An 18,013-nucleotide genomic window follows, 5' to 3' on the forward strand; every position below is an offset into this window, starting at 1 on the left:
CGCGCCCGCCCGACACACCTTCCTGACCGTCAGGAGCCGTACGTGACCACCGCCGTAGCCGCCCCGTTCCGTTTCTTCTCCCTCCAGGTCGTACGGACGAGGCGGCTCGGCCCGTCCCTGGTCCGGGTCACCTTCGCCGGGGACGACCTCGGGGCGTTCCGTTCCGACGGGCGGGACCAGAGCCTGTCCCTGTTCCTGCCGCACCCGGGCCAGCCCGAGCCCCGCGTCCCCGTCGAGCTGGGCGACGGCTGGTGGCAGGGCTGGCGTGAACTCCCGGACGACGTACGGGCCGTGATGCGCTCGTACACACTGCGCGACCTGCGCCGGGACGACTCCGGGCACACCGCCGAGATCGACATCGACTTCGTCCTGCACGGAGTGGAGCCGGGCGCGCCCGTCGCCGCGGGCCCCGCCTCCCGGTGGGCCGCGCGCGCCACCGCCGGGGACAGGGTGCTGCTGCTCGGCCCGGCGGTCGCGGACAACCGGGCGATCCGTTTCCGGCCCCCCGAGGACGCCGACCTGGTGGTCGTCTGGGGCGACGAGACCGCCGTCCCGGCCGCCTGCGCCATCGTCGAGTCACTGCCGGCCGGCACCCCCGCCCGGGTCTGGCTGGAGGTGCCGCACGCCACCGACGTACAGGACCTGGTGACCGAGGCGGACGCCGAGATCACCTGGCTGGTGCGCGGTTCGGGGGGCGCCGAGTGCACCCCCATGGCCCTCGACCCGATCCGGGAGGCCCGGCTCCCGTCCGCCGAGCGGCCGTACGTGTGGATCGCGGGCGAGTCCGGCTGCGTGAAGGAGCTGCGCCGGCATTTCGTACGCGAGCGGGGGATCGACCGGCGCAGCGTCACCTTCGTCGGTTACTGGAGGCAGGGCCTGACCGAGGAACAGCTGCGCGAGCAGGAGTGACGCGCCGGGCGCCCAACTCGCGTGGATCCGGTCCGAGTTCAGAGTGACGGCAGTCACGGCTGGGGCGGGTTCTCCGAGGTTTCAATTAGGTTAGGCTTACCTAAGTTGAAGCCGAGCTTCCGCCCCGCTCCCCCGCCCCACGGACTGTCCCCACCGGAGGACCCGCAATGCGCTCGCACCTGCTCAACGACACGACCGCGGAGCACTACCGCCGCTCCGTGACCGAAGGAATAGAGCGGGTGGCGGCCAAACTCGCCACCACCTCCCGTCCGTTCACCGGCGTCACCGTCGACGCCCTCTCCCCGCGCATCGACGAGATCGACCTCGACCGGCCGCTGTACGACACCGCCGCGGTGCTCGACGAACTGGAGGACGTCTACCTCCGGGACGCGGTCTACTTCCACCACCCCCGCTACCTCGCCCACCTCAACTGCCCGGTCGTCATCCCGGCAGTGCTCGGCGAGGCCATCCTCTCCGCCGTCAACTCCTCCCTGGACACCTGGGACCAGTCGGCCGGCGGCACCCTCATCGAGCGCAAGCTCGTCGACTGGACCACCGCCCGCATCGGCCTCGGCGAGAACGCCGACGGCGTGTTCACCTCCGGCGGCACCCAGTCCAACCTCCAGGCGCTGCTGCTGGCCCGCGAGGAGGCGAAGCCCGGACGGCCGGGACGGGAAGCGGCGGACTCCTTCTCCAAACTGCGCGTCTTCGCGTCCGAGGCCAGCCACTTCAGCGTGAAGAAGTCCGCGAAACTGCTCGGCCTGAGCCAGGACGCCGTGGTGTCGATCCCCGTCGGCGCCGACAAGCGCATGCGGACCGTGGCGCTCGCCCAGGAACTGGAGCGCTGCGAGCGGGACGGCCTCGTCCCCATGGCCGTCGTCGCCACCGCCGGCACCACCGACTTCGGCTCCATCGACCCGCTGCCCGAGATCGCCGAGCTGTGCGAGCGGTACGGCGTGTGGATGCACGTCGACGCCGCCTACGGCTGCGGACTGCTCGCCTCCGTGAAGTACCGGGACCGCATCGACGGCATCGAGCGCGCCGACTCGGTCACCGTCGACTACCACAAGTCCTTCTTCCAGCCGGTGAGTTCGTCCGCCGTGCTGGTCCGGGACGCGACCACCCTGCGCCACGCCACCTACCACGCCGAGTACCTCAACCCGCGCCGGATGGTGCAGGAACGTATCCCCAACCAGGTCGACAAGTCCCTGCAGACCACCCGCCGCTTCGACGCGCTCAAGCTGTGGATGACGCTGCGCGTGATGGGCGCCGACGGCATCGGACAGCTCTTCGACGAGGTCTGCGACCTGGCGGTGGAGGGCTGGAATCTGCTGGCCGCCGACCCCCGCTTCGACGTCGTGGTCGAGCCCACCCTCTCCACCCTCGTCTTCCGCTGGATCCCGGCCGCCGTCACCGACCCCGCCGAGATCGACCGCGCCAACCTGTACGCCCGCAAGGCCCTGTTCGCCTCCGGTGACGCGGTGGTCGCGGGCACCAAGGTGGACGGCCGCCACTACCTGAAGTTCACCCTGCTCAACCCCGAGACGACGACCGCCGACATGGCCGCCGTCCTCGACCTGATCGCCGGCCACGCCGAGCAGTACCTGGGAGAGTCCCTTGACCGCGCTTCCTGAGCCCACCGGGTCCACGAAAAGGACCTACGACTTCGTGGGGATCGGGCTCGGCCCGTTCAACCTGGGCCTGGCCTGCCTCACCGAGCCCATCGACGCACTCGACGGCGTCTTCCTGGACTCCAAGCCCGACTTCGAGTGGCACGCCGGCATGTTCCTGGAGGGCGCCCACCTCCAGACCCCGTTCATGTCGGACCTGGTCACCCTCGCCGACCCGACCTCGCCGTACTCCTTCCTCAACTACCTGAAGGAGAAGGGCCGGCTGTACTCGTTCTACATCCGCGAGAACTTCTACCCGCTCCGGGTCGAGTACGACGACTACTGCCGCTGGGCCGCGGGCAAACTGAGCAGCGTCCGCTTCAACACCACCGTCACGGACGTGCGGTACGACGAGGGCGACGAGCTGTACGTCGTACGGACCGAGGCCGGCGAGACCTTCCGCGCCCGCCGGCTGGTCCTCGGCACCGGCACCCCGCCCCACATCCCCGAGGCCTGCCGGGACCTGGGCGGCGACTTCCTGCACAACTCGCGGTACCTGCGGCACAAGGCGGAGCTGCAGAAGAAGGAGTCGATCACGCTGGTCGGCTCCGGCCAGTCCGCCGCCGAGATCTACTACGACCTGCTCAGCGAGATCGACGTCCACGGCTACCGGCTGAACTGGGTCACCCGCTCCCCGCGCTTCTTCCCGCTGGAGTACACGAAACTCACGCTGGAGATGACCTCCCCGGAGTACGTCGACTACTTCCACGCGCTGCCGGAGCAGACCCGCTACCGCCTCACCGCCGAGCAGAAGGGCCTGTTCAAGGGCATCGACGGCGACCTGATCAACGAGATCTTCGACCTGCTGTACCAGAAGAACCTCGGCGGCCCGGTGCCCACCCGCCTGCTCACCAACTCCGCGCTCACCGGCGCCCGGTACGAGAACGGAACGTACACCCTGTCCTTCCGCCAGGAGGAGCAGGGGAAGGACTACGAGCTGGCCTCCGAGGGCCTGGTGCTGGCCACCGGCTACAAGTACGCCGAACCGGAGTTCCTCAAGCCGGTCCGCGACCGCCTGCGCTACGACTCCCGGGGCAACTACGACATCGCCCGCAACTACGCGATCGACGTGACCGGCCGGGGCGTCTTCCTGCAGAACGCCGGCGTCCACACCCACAGCATCACCAGCCCCGACCTGGGCATGGGCGCGTACCGCAACAGCTGCATCATCCGCGAGCTGCTCGGCAGCGAGTACTACCCGGTCGAGAAGACGATCGCCTTCCAGGAGTTCGCCGTATGAACACCACCACCACCGACCTGGGCGCCTTGACGCTCCGCCCCCTCGACCCCCTCAAGGACGCCGAGCTGGTGCACTCCTGGGTCACCCATCCCAAGGCGGCCTTCTGGATGATGCAGGACGCCGAACTGGAGGACGTCGAGCGGGCGTACATGGAGATCGCCGCCGACGAGCACTGGCACGCCCTGCTCGGCCTGCACGACGGCGAGCCCGCGTTCCTGATGGAGAAGTACGACCCCGCCCACCGCGAGCTGGTCGGCCTGTACGAGCCCGAGCCCGGGGACGTCGGCATGCACTTCCTGGTCGCCCCCACCGACCGGCCGGTGCACGGGTTCACCCGCGCGGTCATCACCGCCGTGATGGCCCACCTCTTCGAGGACCCGGCCACCGCCCGGGTGGTCGTCGAGCCGGACGTGTCCAACACGGCCGTCCACGCCCTGAACGCGGCCGTCGGGTTCGTGCCCGACCGCGAGATCCAGAAGCCGGAGAAGAAGGCGTTGCTGAGCTTCTGCACCCGGGACCGGTTCGTCGCGGCGACGGGGGTGACGGCATGACCCTCGCCGACTCCGTGGCCCACCTCACTCCCGAGCGCTGGGAGCAGGCCAACCGACAGCTGATCCGCAAGGCGCTCGCCGAGTTCGCGCACGAGCGGCTGATCACGCCGGAGAGGGACGGGGACACGGACACGTACGTCGTCCGCGGCGACGACGGCCTGAGCCGGTACCGCTTCACCGCCACCCGCCACGCCCTCGACCACTGGCAGGTGGACGCCGGCTCCATCACCCGCACCCGCGACGGCCAGGAACTCCCGCTCGCCGCACTGGACTTCTTCATCGAGCTGAAGAAGACACTGGGCCTGAGCGACGAGATCCTGCCGGTCTACCTGGAGGAGATCTCCTCCACCCTCTCCGGCACCTGCTACAAACTCACCAAACCGCAGATCCCGGTCGCCGAGCTGGTGGACAGCGGCTTCCAGGCCATCGAGACCGGCATGACCGAGGGTCACCCCTGCTTCGTCGCCAACAACGGGCGGCTCGGCTTCGGCATCCACGACTACCTCTCGTACGCCCCCGAGACCGCGAGTCCGGTCCGCCTGGTGTGGCTGGCCGCGCACCGCTCGCGGGCCGCGTTCACCGCGGGCGTGGGCATCGAGTACGAGTCGTTCGTCCGGGAGGAGCTGGGCGAGGAGACGGTCGAGCGGTTCGACCAGGTGCTCCGGGACCAGGGCCGGGACCCGGCCGACTACCTCCTCATCCCCGTCCACCCCTGGCAGTGGTGGAACAAGCTCACCGTCACCTTCGCCGCCGAGGTCGCCCGCGGCCACCTCGTGTGCCTGGGCGAGGGCGACGACGAGTACCTGGCCCAGCAGTCCATCCGGACCTTCTTCAACAGCTCGCACCCCGGCAAGCACTACGTGAAGACGGCCCTGTCCGTCCTCAACATGGGCTTCATGCGCGGGCTGTCGGCCGCCTACATGGAGGCGACCCCGGCGATCAACGACTGGCTGGCCCAACTGGTCGACAACGACCCGGTGCTCAAGGCCACGGGCCTGTCGGTCATCCGCGAGCGGGCGGCCGTCGGGTACCGGCACCTGGAGTACGAGGCGGCGACCGACCGCTACTCGCCGTACCGCAAGATGCTCGCCGCGCTGTGGCGGGAGAGCCCGGTCCCCTCGCTCCAGGACGGCGAGTCCCTGGCCACCATGGCCTCCCTCGTCCACGTCGACCACGAGGGCGCGTCCTTCGCGGGCGCGCTGATCGAGCGGTCGGGCCTGGCTCCCCAGGAGTGGCTGCGCCGCTATCTGCGGGCGTACTACACCCCGCTGCTGCACAGCTTCTACGCCTACGACCTGGTCTTCATGCCGCACGGCGAGAACGTGATCCTGGTCCTGAGGGACGGCGTGGTGCAGCGGGCGATCTACAAGGACATCGCCGAGGAGATCGCGGTCATGGACCCGGAGGCGGTGCTGCCACCGACGGTCGAGCGGCTGCGCGTGGAGGTCCCCGAGGACAAGAAGCTCCTGTCGATCTTCACGGACGTCTTCGACTGCTTCTTCCGCTTCCTCGCCGCGAACCTCGCCGGCGAGGGGATCCTGGAGGAGGAGGACTTCTGGCGCACGGTCGCCGAGGTGACCCGCGACTACCAGCGCTCGGTGCCCGAACTCGCGGACAAGTTCGAGCGGTACGACATGTTCGCCCCCGAGTTCGCGCTGTCCTGCCTCAACCGGCTCCAGCTGCGCAACAACAAGCAGATGGTGGACCTCGCGGATCCGTCCGGCGCGCTCCAACTGGTCGGCACCCTGGAGAACCCCCTCGCGGGGCGGTGAGCACAGCCCCCACCGGACGGACGGGCACCCCGGAGTACGGTCCTCCGGGGTGCCCGTCGGCAGGTACGGACTACCGCGCCGGCCAGGGCACTTCCGGCGCCCGGTGGTATCCGATCCCCAGCGCGTCCCACCGCGGCCCCTGCGCCGCGAGCCGCACCCGGTACGCCTCCCAGTCGTGGGTGGCGGCGGGGGACCAGCCCAGCTCGGCGGCGCCCGCGAGCCGCGGGAAGGCCATGTACTCGATGTGGGCGGAGTGCTCGATGGTCTCCGTCCACAGCGGCGCCTCGACGCCCCGCACGGCCGACGCGGGCGCCCCCGGCAGGTAGGTGGCGGGATCCCAGTCGTAGGACCGCCGTACGTCCACGTAGCCCGCCCAGGACAGCCCCAGCGGGGTGTCCTCGTCGTACTTCATGTCGAGGTAGATCCGGTCGGCGGGCGAGAGGATCAGCCCGGTCCCGCTCTGCGCGGCCTTGGCGACCTGGGCCTTCTCCTCGGCGCCGGTGGAGTCCAGACCCCAGTACTGGGCGAGCGCGCCCTTGACCGGGGTGGCACCGGTCAGCTGGTGCCAGCCGACCACCGTCTTGCCGTACTTGGCGACGACCGGCTGCACCCGGTCCATGAACTTGACGTAGTCCTCGTGGCTCGTGGAGTGCGCCTCGTCACCGCCGATGTGGAGATAGCGTCCGGGGGTGAGGGCGGCCAGCTCCCGGATGACGTCGTCCACGAAGTCGTACGTGATCTCCTTCTCGACGCACAGTGAGCTGAAGCCGACCTCGGTGCCGGTGTAGAGCGGGGGCGCCACGCCGTCGCAGTTCAGGTCGGCGTAGGAGGCGAGGGCCGCGTTGGTGTGGCCGGGCATGTCTATCTCGGGGACGACCTCCAGGTAGCGGGACGCCGCGTGACCGACGATCTCCTGGTAGTCGGCCTTGGTGTAGAACCCTCCGGGCCCGCCGCCGACCTCGGTGGAGCCGCCGTAGGTGGTCAGGCGGGGCCAGGAGTCGACGGCGATGCGCCAGCCCTGGTCGTCGCTGAGGTGCAGGTGCAGCGTGTTCACCTTGTACAGGGCGAGTTGGTCGATGTAGCGCTTGACCTGGTCGACGGTGAAGAAGTGCCGGGAGACGTCGAGCATCGCGCCGCGCCAGCCGTAGCGCGGGGCGTCCTGGATCGTGCCGCCCGCGACCAGCCAGGGCCCGGCCTGCACGGTGTCCTTCTCGACGGCCGCCGGGAGGAGTTGGCGCAGGGTCTGGACGCCGTGGAAGAGGCCGGCGGGCCGCGCGGCGGTGATGGTGACGCCCTTGCCGCCGCTGTCCAGGCGGTAGCCCTCCGCGCCGAACGGGCCCTTGCCCAGGCGCAGTCGGATGCCGCCCTTGCCGTGCGTGGTGACCGGCAGGCGGTAACCGGTGGACGGCCGCAGGACGTCCGCGAGGTAGGCGCCGACCCGGCGGACCTCACGGGAGTCGTCGACGCGGATGTGGGTGTCGCGGGTGATGCGGTACGGCGATCCGCCCGGCGCGACCGAGGCGGGGGCCGGGACCACCCGGTCGAGCGGGGTCGCGGCCGGCGGGCCGGCGGCCGGGGCGGCGCCGACGGAGAAGGCGCTCGCCGAGGCGACGAGCAGCAGTGAACCGAACAGGCGGGTCGTTCTGTGGTGGTGTCTCACCGACGGTCCCTTCCTTGAGCCCGAGCAGAACCCGAACAGGTATGGACCAACTCTCCCTCAGGAGCGGTGAAACAATCCCCTCATGGCGGAAATCCTCCAGAAGGACGGAACCTGGGTCTTCGACGGCGACGCCCTGCGGCTGACCCCGGGACGGGACAAGAACGTCGGCCTGCTCCGCAGGACTTTGGGCGAACTCGTCGTCCCCCTGGGCGCGTTGGCGGGCATCTCGTTCGAGCAGGGGAAGAAGAGCGGGCGGCTCAGGCTGCGGCTGCGCGACGGCTCGGATCCTTTGCTGCTCGCGACCGGCGGCCGGCTCACCGAACCGCACGACCCGTACCAGCTGGCCGTCGACGCCGACCGCTACGGCGTCGCCGAGTACCTCGTGGACGAGGTGCGCAAAGCCCTGGTCCTGGACCAGGTTCCGGCGGACCCGGTGGACGCCTACCTGCTGCCGGGTCCGGCCGTTCCGCTCTCCGTGTCCGCCGGTGACGGCACCGCGAGCTTCGACGGCGAGCAGGTCCGCCTGGAGTGGAACTGGAAGACCGAGGACGCCAAGTCGGCCGCCGGCCCCCGCACCGTCGCGGTCACCGATCTCACCGCCGTCGAGTGGCATCCGGCGGTCGGCCTGGAGAACGGCTACCTCCGCTTCACCGTGAGGAACGCCCCGCCGACCAAGGCCCCGCCCAAGTACGACCCGCACGCCGTCGAGTTGTGGGGCTTCAAGAAGGACCCGCTGATGGCCCTGGTCGCGGCGGCCGTCCAGGCCCGGCTGCCGCATCCGGCCACTCAGGCGAAGGACGCGCCCAAGGTGCTCACCGCGTCCGCGCCCGCCGCCGAGGACGACCACGACGCGCTGCTGCGGCGGCTGCGCGAGCTCGGGGAGCTGCGTCGCACGGGGGTGCTGACGGAGGAGGAGTTCGCGATGGCCAAGCAGGCGGTCCTCAGGAGGATGTAGTCGTCCGGGAGTCGCGGACCGCCTGCCGCCGCACGGGCCGTGCGCCCGCCCGCCGGGCACACCGGCGGCCTACCCGGCCCGGCGCGCCACCGTGAAGTGGTCGACCTGCTCCCCGGTCTCGGCGATGCCCCGCACCGTCAGCGTGGCGGTGCGGCCCTTGGCGGCCGGGGTGACGTCCACCCGCAGGAAGGAGTAGTCGAGGTAGCGCACCCGGGACCAGGCGACGGTCTCCTGCTGCCGGGCGCCGTCCGCCAGGCAGACGAAGGAGGAGACGGCGTCGTCGTCCTTGACCCGGCCCTGGTAGGACTCGTCGGCGCTGAACGCGTACAGGCTGCGGCCGGCCGCGCCCGCCGTCACATAGACCACGCCGTCGGTCTCCGGGTGGGCGGTGCCGCCGATCGGGAGCTGCCGGGTGACCTCGCCGCCCTTGATGACGTCGGTGCGCTCGTAGACGTGGTTGTGGCCGTTGATGACGAGGTCCACGGTGTACTTCTCGAACAAAGGCACCCACTCCTGCCGCACACCCCCCTCCGAGGCGTGGGCGGTGGAGGTGCAGTAGGCGCAGTGGTGGAAGAAGACGACGATGAAGTCGACGCCGTGCGCGGTCCGGTACTGCCTGAGCCGCGACTCCAGCCAGCTGGTCTGGGTGCCGCCGGAGATGCCGAGGTTGGCCGGGATCTCGAAGGAGATGTCGTTGGCGTCCAGCGAGATGACCGCGGTGTTGCCGTGGACGAAGGAGTAGACGCCCGGCAGGTTCTTCCTGTCGGGCCCGTTGTCGGGGAGCGTCCAGCGGGCCTCCTCGCCGCCGTAGCCGTTGGGCGAGTACCAGGCCTCCATGTCGTGGTTGCCGTACGAGACCATCCACGGCACCTGTTTGGCGACGGACTCGGTCTGGTGCAGGAACTGGTCCCACACCCGTGAGTCGAACCCGGTGTCGCCGCTCAGGCCCTGCCCGGCCGGGTCGCCGTAGGCGATGTCGCCGGCGTGCAGGTGGAAGGCGGGGTTCTGGGCGAGGATCAGGGCGTCGTTGGCGAGGCCGTGGTAGCTGACTCCCTGGTCGCCGAAGGCGGTGAAGGTGAAGGGTGCCCGGTGGGCGGGGGCGGTGGTGAAGGTGCCCAGGGTGCCCAGCAGACGGGGCTCGGCGGGGTCGAAGCCGGCGTGGCCGACGCCGTAGCAGTACGTCCGGCCCGGCCGCAGGTTGGCCAGCTTGGCGTGCACGTAGTACTGGGTGTGGTCGCCGCCGGCGCCGACACCGGCCGGGGTGTGCAGGGCGCGCACCTCGGCGTCGATCTTGTGGGAGAGGTCCCAGGGGTGGGCGCCGACGCGGAGGAAGGGCTTCTTGACGGCGACCGGGACCTGCCAGGAGACGGTCATCTCGGTGCGCGGGTCGTTGCCGTAGGCGAGGTGGCGGCCGAAGGGGGCGACGAGGGCTCCGTCGACGGTCTCGGTGCGGGGCGCGGCGGCCGGGGTCGCCGCCTGTGCGGTGGCGCCCGGTACGAACGCGCCACCCGCGACGGCGCCCAGGGTGACCGCGCCGCCCCTGATCATCGTGCGCCGGGAGAATCTGGTACGCAGGTAGGCGTGCTGTTCGGCCATGCTCATGCGCTCGGCGAGCCGCTCGGGTACGCCCATACGGGGAATGTCCATGGTGACTGAAACTCGTCTCCTCGGGCGACGAGTCGGCGGACGCCGGATGGACGAGTCACGAACAGGTCCTCATGACAGGTTCAACGTTCCCCCAAGGGCCCTCAACGCTACGCTGCCCGAAATCGGGCAGAATTCTTGCGAAAAGGTCGCGAGTACTCCAGGATCTACCGGGTGCACGACGAACTCGTTGATCATCTGACGCGGTCCACGCCCCTCAGCAGGGGCGAGGCACTGCGCGTGATCCAGGACGTGCTCGCCTACTTCGACGAGACGACCGAGGAGTACGTCCGTCGCCGCCATCACGAGCTACAGGCCCAGGGCCTGGTGAACGCGACCATCTTCGAACGGATCGGGGCGGACCTGAAGTACCGGGCGGTGGCGCCACCGGAGCTCACGCTCCGCCAGCTGCGCCGCATGGTCTACGGCTGATCCTCGAACACTGCGAACGCTGAGGAATACCCATATATGTGCGGAATCGTCGGTTACATCGGTAAGCGTGACGTGGCGCCCCTGCTGCTGGAGGGCCTCCAGCGGCTGGAGTACCGGGGATACGACTCGGCGGGCATCGTCGTGACGTCCCCGAAGACGTCCGGCCTGAAGATGGTCAAGGCCAAGGGCCGGGTCCGCGACCTGGAGGCCAGGGTCCCCGCCCGCTTCAAGGGCACGACCGGCATCGCCCACACCCGCTGGGCCACCCACGGCGCCCCCTCCGACGTGAACGCCCACCCGCACCTGGACGCCGAGGGCAAGGTCGCCGTCGTCCACAACGGCATCATCGACAACGCCTCCGACCTGCGCCGCAAACTGGAGGCGGACGGCGTCGAGTTCCTCTCCGAGACCGACACCGAGGTCCTCGTCCACCTCATCGCCCGCGCCCAGGGCGAGAAGCTGGAGGACAAGGTCCGCGAGACCCTGCGGGTCATCGAGGGCACGTACGGCATCGCCGTCCTGCACGCCGACTTCCCCGACCGGATCGTGGTGGCCCGTAACGGCTCCCCGGTCGTCCTCGGCATCGGCGAGAAGGAGATGTTCGTCGCCTCGGACATCGCCGCCCTGGTCGCGCACACCCGGCAGATAGTGACGCTGGACGACGGCGAGATGGCCACCCTCAAGGCCGACGACTTCCGCACGTACACCACCGAGGGCACCCGCACGACCGCCGAGCCGACCACCGTGGAGTGGGAGGCCGCCTCGTACGACATGGGCGGCCACGACACCTACATGCACAAGGAGATCCACGAGCAGCCCGACGCCGTGGACCGGGTCCTGCGCGGCCGTATCGACGAGCGCTTCTCCACCGTGCACCTGGGCGGCCTGAACCTGGACGCCCGCGAGGCGCGCCGGATCCGCCGCGTGAAGATCCTCGGCTGCGGCACCTCGTACCACGCGGGCATGATCGGCGCCCAGATGATCGAGGAGCTGGCCCGCATCCCCGCGGACGCCGAGCCGGCCTCCGAGTTCCGCTACCGCAACGCGGTCGTCGACCCCGACACGCTGTACGTCGCCGTCTCCCAGTCCGGTGAGACGTACGACGTGCTGGCGGCCGTCCAGGAACTCAAGCGCAAGGGCGCGCGGGTGCTGGGCGTGGTGAACGTGGTCGGCTCGGCGATCGCCCGCGAGGCCGACGGCGGCATCTACGTGCACGCCGGCCCCGAGGTCTGCGTCGTCTCCACCAAGTGCTTCACCAACACCACGGTCGCCTTCGCACTGCTCGCCCTGCACCTGGGCCGCACCCGTGACCTGTCCGTCCGGGACGGCAAGCGGATCATCGAGGGGCTGCGGAAGCTGCCCGGCCAGATCGCCGAGATCCTGGAGCAGGAGGAGGAGATCAAGAAGCTGGCCGAGCAGTACGCCGACGCCCGCTCGATGCTCTTCATCGGCCGTGTCCGGGGCTACCCGGTGGCCCGCGAGGCATCCCTGAAGCTCAAGGAGGTCTCGTACATCCACGCCGAGGCCTACCCGGCCTCCGAGCTCAAGCACGGCCCGCTGGCCCTGATCGAGCCCGCCCTGCCGACGGTCGCGATCGTCCCGGACGACGACCTGCTGGAGAAGAACCGCGCCGCCCTGGAGGAGATCAAGGCCCGCAGCGGCAGGATCCTCGCGGTGGCCCACGCGTGCCAGGAGAAGGCCGACCAGACGATCGTCGTCCCGAAGAACGAGGACGAGCTGGACCCGATCCTGATGGGCATCCCCCTCCAACTCCTCGCTTACCACACGGCGTTGTCCCTGGGCAGGGACATCGACAAGCCGCGGAACCTGGCCAAGTCGGTCACGGTCGAGTAGCGCGCCGCGGGGGCGCGGGCCACCGCGCGAACCACTCACCGCACCAGCACGGACCGGAGAAAGAGGACGGACCCCCGCGTGCAGCCACCCTGCACGGGGGGTCCGTCCCTGCGCCGGGAGCCGCCCAACCCCCGGCCCGCGCGGCTGCCAAGTGGCCGTCACGCCCCGGCCGGCCGCGCGTCGCGGATGTGCTGTGGGCCAGCGAGCCGGCGCGACGGGGCACACCGCCCGGGCGAACCGGAGGGCGCCGGGCGGGAGCCGGCCGACGGTCGTGGTGGCGCCTCCCGGTATATGCCCTGCACAAGGGCACGAACACACCTACGCGCGAGTAGATTTATGCGGCGCGCAAAGGGAGTTGACCGTTCCCGCGGTCCATCTCCCCCAGGGGAACGGCGAGTTGCGGAACGGCGAGTGGCGCAAGGGCGACGGTTGAGGCGCGGGGCGCCTACGGGACGCGGGGCGCCTACGGGATGACGACCACGGGCCGCCGCGCCCGCTTGGCGAGGCGCCCGGCGACCGAGCCGAAGATACGGCCGACGAGGCCGTGCGTGGAGCCGACGACGATGGCGTCCGCCTCGTACTCGCGGCCCACCTCTTCGAGCTCGTGACAGATGTCGCCGCCGCGCTCGACGAGGATCCACGGCACCTCGGCGAGGTAGTCCGCGCAGGCGAGCTCCAGCCCGAGGACCTCGGTGCGGTGGTCCGGCACGTCGACGAAGACCGGCGGCTCGCAGCCCGCCCACACGGTGGTGGGCAGCCGGTTGGCGACGTGCACGATGATCAGGGCCGACCCGGAACGATGGGCCATGCCGATGGCGTACGCGAGGGCGCGCTCACTGGACGTGGAGCCGTCGAAGCCGACGACGACGCCGTGCTTGAAGGCGGGGTCGCAGGAGTGACGTGGCTCTTCCGCCGCCCGGGGCTCGGCCGCCGTGGGATCGGCGACGGGCCGCTTGCGGTCCGCGGGTTCGAAGAATTCGTGACCGGCCATGGCTGTCTCGGAGTGGTGATCCTTGATCGGGAGGGACGACCGTGTGCGGCGGAGCTGTGTCCGGGAATCATCTTCCCAACCCCATACCCCCAAGGGTACGGCGCCACGCTTCCTCAGCCCAGATCCCGCCCTCGCTGCGTCGGGGTTCCAGGGAGCATGCACGAGGGTGCGCCCGTAACGCAATGGTTGCTGCGCTGTACAGGCGGTTTGCACAGCACGTGCTCAGCGGCGGTCCGTCGCGGACGCACAGTGACCGATGGATCGAACACGCGTTGAACCCCGTGAGCCAGCCCCAGGGAGCACGCATGTCCGGTCCCAGACGCCACTTCGAGGCTCCTCCAGCGCCCGGAACCCGGGAGGACCCGCCCCGCGCGACCACGCCCGCCCACGACTCCGCGACGGACGTCGTCCGCTGGGCGGCCTTCAGCTGCGTCCTGGTTCCCGTGGTCCTCCTCTGGTACGGCAGCTCGCTGGCCGGCGCCGCCGGCACCGCCCTCGGTCTCGCCGCGGTGACCGCGGTCTGCCGTATCCTCCTGCGCCGGTCGGAGCACGGCGCGGCCCGCCTGCTCGCCGAGGAGCGGGCCCGTCGGCACGCGGCCCCGCGGGGATCCCGGGCCGGCCGCCCGCGCCCCCGCCACCACAGGGCCGGAACGGGGGCGCACAGAGGCGGACGGCGCAGCGGGGGCAATACACCGGTCGGCTGACCGGTTTCCGCGCACGCGCCCGACTCTTTTCAGCCAACTTCCGGCATCCGCCCACTCCTTGGCCGAACCACCCCCCGACCCCCGTTCCACCTGCACGGAAAGGGTCTCCCGGGGTCCTCGCACCCTACGTGGATTAGCCACGGCGACAAGGCGCACTTCCCTGCACGCCCCACGAGTGCAACGCTTCGTGATCGAATGCTTCACGCCAAGTTGCCAAGTCGACAATGCACCGGATGACCAACTGGTCATGCCGGCGCCACGGGACGCAGTAGATTCGATCTTGACTGTCTTACGGCGGGGGACTCGTGCAGGACCGAGGGGAAACGTGCAGGAGCGACACAACCGAGGAGCCGCGACCACCGAGGGGGGCTTAGCAGTATGAGCCACGACTCCACTGCCGCGCCGGAAGCCGCGGCCCGGAAACTCTCCGGGCGACGCCGCAAGGAGATCGTCGCGGTGCTGCTGTTCAGCGGCGGTCCCATCTTCGAGAGTTCCATACCACTGTCGGTGTTCGGGATCGACCGCCAGGACGCCGGAGTGCCACGCTACCGACTGCTGGTGTGCGGAGGTGAGGAAGGCCCGCTGCGGACCACAGGGGGCCTGGAACTCACCGCACCGCACGGCCTGGAAGCGATCTCCCGGGCGGGCACGGTCGTCGTGCCGGCCTGGCGGTCGATCACTTCGCCGCCACCGGAGGAGGCGCTCGACGCGCTGCGCCGCGCGCATGAGGAGGGTGCCCGCATCGTCGGGCTGTGCACCGGCGCCTTCGTCCTCGCGGCGGCGGGCCTGCTGGACGGCCGCCCCGCGACCACCCACTGGATGTACGCGCCGACGCTGGCCAAGCGCTATCCGTCGGTGCACGTGGATCCGCGGGAGCTGTTCGTGGACGACGGCGACGTGCTGACGTCCGCCGGTACGGCGGCCGGGATCGACCTCTGTCTCCACATCGTGCGGACGGACCACGGCAACGAGGCGGCGGGCGCGCTGGCCCGGCGTCTGGTGGTCCCACCGCGCCGGTCGGGCGGCCAGGAGCGCTACCTCGACCGGTCTTTACCGGAGGAGATCGGCGCCGACCCGCTCGCCGAGGTCGTCGCCTGGGCCCTGGAGCACCTCCACGAGCAGTTCGACGTGGAGACGCTCGCGGCCCGCGCGTACATGAGCCGGCGTACGTTCGACCGCCGGTTCCGCTCGCTCACCGGGAGCGCGCCGTTGCAGTGGCTGATCACGCAGCGGGTCCTCCAGGCCCAGCGTCTGCTGGAGACGTCCGACTACTCGGTGGACGAGGTCGCGGGGCGCTGCGGCTTCCGCTCGCCGGTGGCGCTGCGTGGGCACTTCCGCCGCCAGCTGGGTTCGTCCCCGGCCGCCTACCGGGCCGCGTACCGCGCCCGCAGGCCGCAGGGCGAACGGCCGCCGGCGGACGGTGACGGTGCCATGGCCGGACAGCACGGCGGTCCGGCGAGCGCGCCGGCGCCGCTGCATCCGGAGAGCGGCAGTCCGTTACCGCTCCAGACCCGGCGTACGGCGAGTCCGGTCGGGACGTCGGCGTCGCTGGCCTCGGCGTCCTCGGACAACGGCCGGGAGGCGTACGCGGGGAGCCGGGCGAGTCTGCCGGGGCAGCGCAGCGGGATGTGACGCCGGGTGGGGGCGGCGGGCGCGGGGACTTCCTCGCCCCCGCCGCCCCTGCCCGTTCCCGGCCCCGGGGCCGCCGCCTCCGGACCCCGCTCCGGCCCTGAAGGGGCCTCGTCTCCGAACGCCGGACGGCACGGGCCGGCGAGGTCGGGGCGGCACCGGTCACCTCATCGGGCGACGTCAGCCTTAGGGTGGGCGCATGAACGATCGCATGGTGTGGATCGACTGCGAGATGACCGGCCTCTCGCTGTCCGACGACGCGCTCATCGAAGTGGCCGCCCTCGTCACCGACTCCGAGCTGAACATCCTCGGTGACGGTGTCGACATCGTCGTCCGCCCGCCGGACCGGGCGCTGGAGACGATGCCGGAGGTGGTGCGCCAGATGCACACCGCGTCCGGACTGCTCACGGAGCTGTCCGGCGGCACGACGCTGGCGGACGCCGAGGAGCAGGTCCTGGCGTACGTCCGGGAGCACGTCAAGGAACCCGGCAAGGCCCCCCTGTGCGGCAACTCCGTCGGCACGGACCGCGGTTTCCTGCTCCGGGACATGCCCACGCTGGAGGACTACCTCCACTACCGCATCGTCGACGTGTCCAGCGTCAAGGAACTCGCCCGGCGCTGGTACCCGCGGGCGTACTTCAACAGCCCGGAGAAGAACGGCAACCACCGCGCCCTCGCCGACATCCGCGAGTCCATCGCGGAACTCCGTTACTACCGCGAGGCGGTCTTCGTCCCGCAGCCGGGCCCCGACTCCGACACCGCGAAGAAAATCGCCGCCAAGTACGTCCTGCCCGGGCGATAAGGGCACGTCACCGGCGTGCGAAGGGGCGCCGCGAAAGCCTGGCGCGAGCACCCCTTCGGACCCTGTACACTTTTTCTCGGCCGGTCGGGGAAACCCGAGTCGCCGACATGGTGGGTGTAGCTCAGCTGGTAGAGCACCTGGTTGTGGTCCAGGAAGTCGCGGGTTCAAGTCCCGTCACTCACCCTCAATCATCAGCCGGTGACCTTGGAGACAAGGTCACCGGCTGATGTCGTTCCCGGCGCCCCTGCCCCACCTGCGGCTCGTAGGGTGGGCCGATGTCCGAGCCCCTCGCCCGCGCCGAGCCTGTCTCCACGCCCCGCCTCGACCTGCTCCCGCTGCGGGTCGAGCACGCCGCGGAGATGGCCGCCGTCCTGTCCGATCCGGCCCTGCACGCCTTCACCGGCGGCACGCCCCACTCCCCCGCCGCGCTGCGCGACCGCTACCGTCGGCTGGTCGCCGGGTCACCGGATCCGGCGGTCTCCTGGTGCAACTGGGTGCTCCGGGCGCGTGCGGAGGCGTGCCTCGTCGGCACGGTCCAGGCGACCGTGGTCCAGGCGGACACCGGGCACCTCGCGGAGATCGCCTGGGTGGTCGGAACGCCCTGGCAGGGGCGCGGGTTCGCCTCGGAGGCGGCGCGGGCGCTGGTCGGACAGCTCGGGCAGGGGCCCGTGCGTACGGTCGTCGCCCACATCCACCCCGAGCACCTCGCGTCGGCGGCGGTCGCCGCGGCGGTCGGACTCACACCGACCGAGGAGGAACAGGACGGCGAGCGGCGGTGGCAGTTGACGCTGCCGCCGCTGCCCGGCTGAGCCGGCCGCAGGCACCAGAACCCGGGCCATCGAGGCGTATGGTCGGCTTATGGGATGTTTGTGAGGTTGGGAGGCTCGTCATGCGGGCCCGACACGTTCCCCGGTGGCGGCTGTTGACCTGGGTGATCCTCGCGTTCAACCTCGCCATGCTGCTGTGGCTCGTGGTGGCGCTCGACGCGGCGGGCGAGGGGTGCGTCGGGGAGCGGTGCCGGGACGCCACCGACCCGGGCTCCGTCACCGGCGCCTGGGTGGTGATCTTCTCCTGGCTGACCGGGGTCGTCCTGCTGGGGGTGGCCTGGTTCGTCACCCACCGCACCGAACCCCGGCCGCACCGACGGCACGGGCGGCACCGGCGGCCAGGACAACGGCCGGGGTCCGGAACATGACGAGG

At 70.8% G+C, this 18,013-nt stretch carries 16 protein-coding genes and 1 tRNA gene; 14 read left to right on the forward strand and 3 right to left on the reverse strand.

All coding sequences use genetic code 11. The features are described from left to right. Positions 1-42: 42 nt before the first annotated feature. From QQS16_RS16675 to QQS16_RS16695, 5 genes are all read left to right on the forward strand, one after another. A complete protein-coding gene (locus QQS16_RS16675) occupies positions 43-909 on the forward strand; it encodes a siderophore-interacting protein (protein WP_286062527.1) in 867 nt (288 codons plus the stop codon). Positions 910-1,076: 167 nt separating this feature from the next. Further along, the gene (gene desA / locus QQS16_RS16680) at positions 1,077-2,543 is read left to right on the forward strand and encodes a lysine decarboxylase DesA (RefSeq protein WP_286062528.1); all 1,467 of its coding nucleotides are present in this window, start codon (positions 1,077-1,079) and stop codon (positions 2,541-2,543) included. After that, entirely contained in the window at positions 2,527-3,819 is a 1,293-nt protein-coding gene (locus tag QQS16_RS16685) for a lysine N(6)-hydroxylase/L-ornithine N(5)-oxygenase family protein (RefSeq protein ID WP_286062529.1), read from the forward strand. The genes desA and QQS16_RS16685 overlap by 17 nt, the downstream gene beginning before the upstream one ends. Next, on the forward strand, positions 3,816-4,370 hold the full coding sequence (locus QQS16_RS16690; RefSeq protein WP_286062530.1) for a GNAT family N-acetyltransferase: 555 nt from the start codon (positions 3,816-3,818) through the stop codon (positions 4,368-4,370). Before QQS16_RS16685 ends, QQS16_RS16690 begins: the two co-directional genes overlap by 4 nt. Continuing rightward, positions 4,367-6,142 carry an IucA/IucC family protein gene (locus QQS16_RS16695; protein ID WP_286062531.1) on the forward strand — a complete coding sequence of 592 codons (1,776 nt, stop codon included), beginning with the start codon at positions 4,367-4,369 and terminating at the stop codon, positions 6,140-6,142. Before QQS16_RS16690 ends, QQS16_RS16695 begins: the two co-directional genes overlap by 4 nt. Positions 6,143-6,212: 70 nt before the next feature. On the opposite strand, the gene QQS16_RS16700 is transcribed toward QQS16_RS16695, so the two are convergent. Further along, on the reverse strand, positions 6,213-7,802 hold the full coding sequence (locus tag QQS16_RS16700) for a beta-N-acetylhexosaminidase (RefSeq protein WP_286062532.1): 1,590 nt from the start codon (positions 7,800-7,802) through the stop codon (positions 6,213-6,215). An 82-nt stretch (positions 7,803-7,884) separates the two neighbouring features. Here QQS16_RS16700 and QQS16_RS16705 point away from each other — a divergent pair, with 82 nt between their 5' ends. Continuing rightward, positions 7,885-8,757: a DUF4429 domain-containing protein gene (locus tag QQS16_RS16705; RefSeq protein ID WP_286062533.1), complete on the forward strand. Its 873-nt coding sequence runs from the start codon at positions 7,885-7,887 to the stop codon at positions 8,755-8,757. A gap of 69 nt (positions 8,758-8,826) precedes the next feature. Here QQS16_RS16705 and QQS16_RS16710 read toward each other — a convergent pair whose 3' ends face one another. Next, entirely contained in the window at positions 8,827-10,389 is a 1,563-nt protein-coding gene (locus tag QQS16_RS16710) for a purple acid phosphatase family protein (RefSeq protein WP_286066352.1), read from the reverse strand. Between the two features lie 186 nt (positions 10,390-10,575). Between QQS16_RS16710 and QQS16_RS16715 the strand changes: the two genes are divergently transcribed. Together QQS16_RS16715 and glmS are read left to right on the forward strand one after the other, a co-directional pair. Then, the gene (locus QQS16_RS16715) at positions 10,576-10,833 is read left to right on the forward strand and encodes a hypothetical protein (RefSeq protein WP_286062535.1); all 258 of its coding nucleotides are present in this window, start codon (positions 10,576-10,578) and stop codon (positions 10,831-10,833) included. Positions 10,834-10,869: 36 nt separating this feature from the next. Next, positions 10,870-12,687, forward strand: coding sequence for a glutamine--fructose-6-phosphate transaminase (isomerizing) (gene glmS / locus QQS16_RS16720; protein ID WP_286062536.1), 1,818 nt, complete (start codon positions 10,870-10,872; stop codon positions 12,685-12,687). A gap of 463 nt (positions 12,688-13,150) precedes the next feature. Here the strand turns inward: glmS and QQS16_RS16725 are convergent, their stop codons facing one another. Then, positions 13,151-13,678 (reverse strand): universal stress protein, encoded by a 528-nt coding sequence (locus QQS16_RS16725; RefSeq protein ID WP_286062537.1) that lies wholly within the window; start codon positions 13,676-13,678, stop codon positions 13,151-13,153. A gap of 305 nt (positions 13,679-13,983) precedes the next feature. Here QQS16_RS16725 and QQS16_RS16730 point away from each other — a divergent pair, with 305 nt between their 5' ends. The 6 genes from QQS16_RS16730 to QQS16_RS16755 all read left to right on the forward strand — a co-directional run bounded on the left by QQS16_RS16730 (position 13,984) and on the right by QQS16_RS16755 (position 18,008). After that, positions 13,984-14,382 carry a hypothetical protein gene (locus tag QQS16_RS16730; protein WP_286062538.1) on the forward strand — a complete coding sequence of 133 codons (399 nt, stop codon included), beginning with the start codon at positions 13,984-13,986 and terminating at the stop codon, positions 14,380-14,382. Between the two features lie 378 nt (positions 14,383-14,760). Further along, positions 14,761-16,014 (forward strand): helix-turn-helix domain-containing protein, encoded by a 1,254-nt coding sequence (locus QQS16_RS16735; RefSeq protein WP_286062539.1) that lies wholly within the window; start codon positions 14,761-14,763, stop codon positions 16,012-16,014. A gap of 196 nt (positions 16,015-16,210) precedes the next feature. Beyond that, positions 16,211-16,813 carry an oligoribonuclease gene (gene orn / locus QQS16_RS16740; protein ID WP_286062540.1) on the forward strand — a complete coding sequence of 201 codons (603 nt, stop codon included), beginning with the start codon at positions 16,211-16,213 and terminating at the stop codon, positions 16,811-16,813. Positions 16,814-16,923: 110 nt separating this feature from the next. Beyond that, positions 16,924-16,996 (forward strand) — tRNA-His (locus QQS16_RS16745). 92 nt (positions 16,997-17,088) lie between these two features. Beyond that, positions 17,089-17,622: a GNAT family N-acetyltransferase gene (locus QQS16_RS16750; RefSeq protein ID WP_286062541.1), complete on the forward strand. Its 534-nt coding sequence runs from the start codon at positions 17,089-17,091 to the stop codon at positions 17,620-17,622. 80 nt (positions 17,623-17,702) lie between these two features. Then, a complete protein-coding gene (locus QQS16_RS16755) occupies positions 17,703-18,008 on the forward strand; it encodes a hypothetical protein (protein WP_286062542.1) in 306 nt (101 codons plus the stop codon). Positions 18,009-18,013 lie beyond the last annotated feature (5 nt).

Origin of the sequence: Streptomyces sp. ALI-76-A (assembly GCF_030287445.1) — a bacterium.
GTDB lineage: Bacteria > Actinomycetota > Actinomycetes > Streptomycetales > Streptomycetaceae > Streptomyces.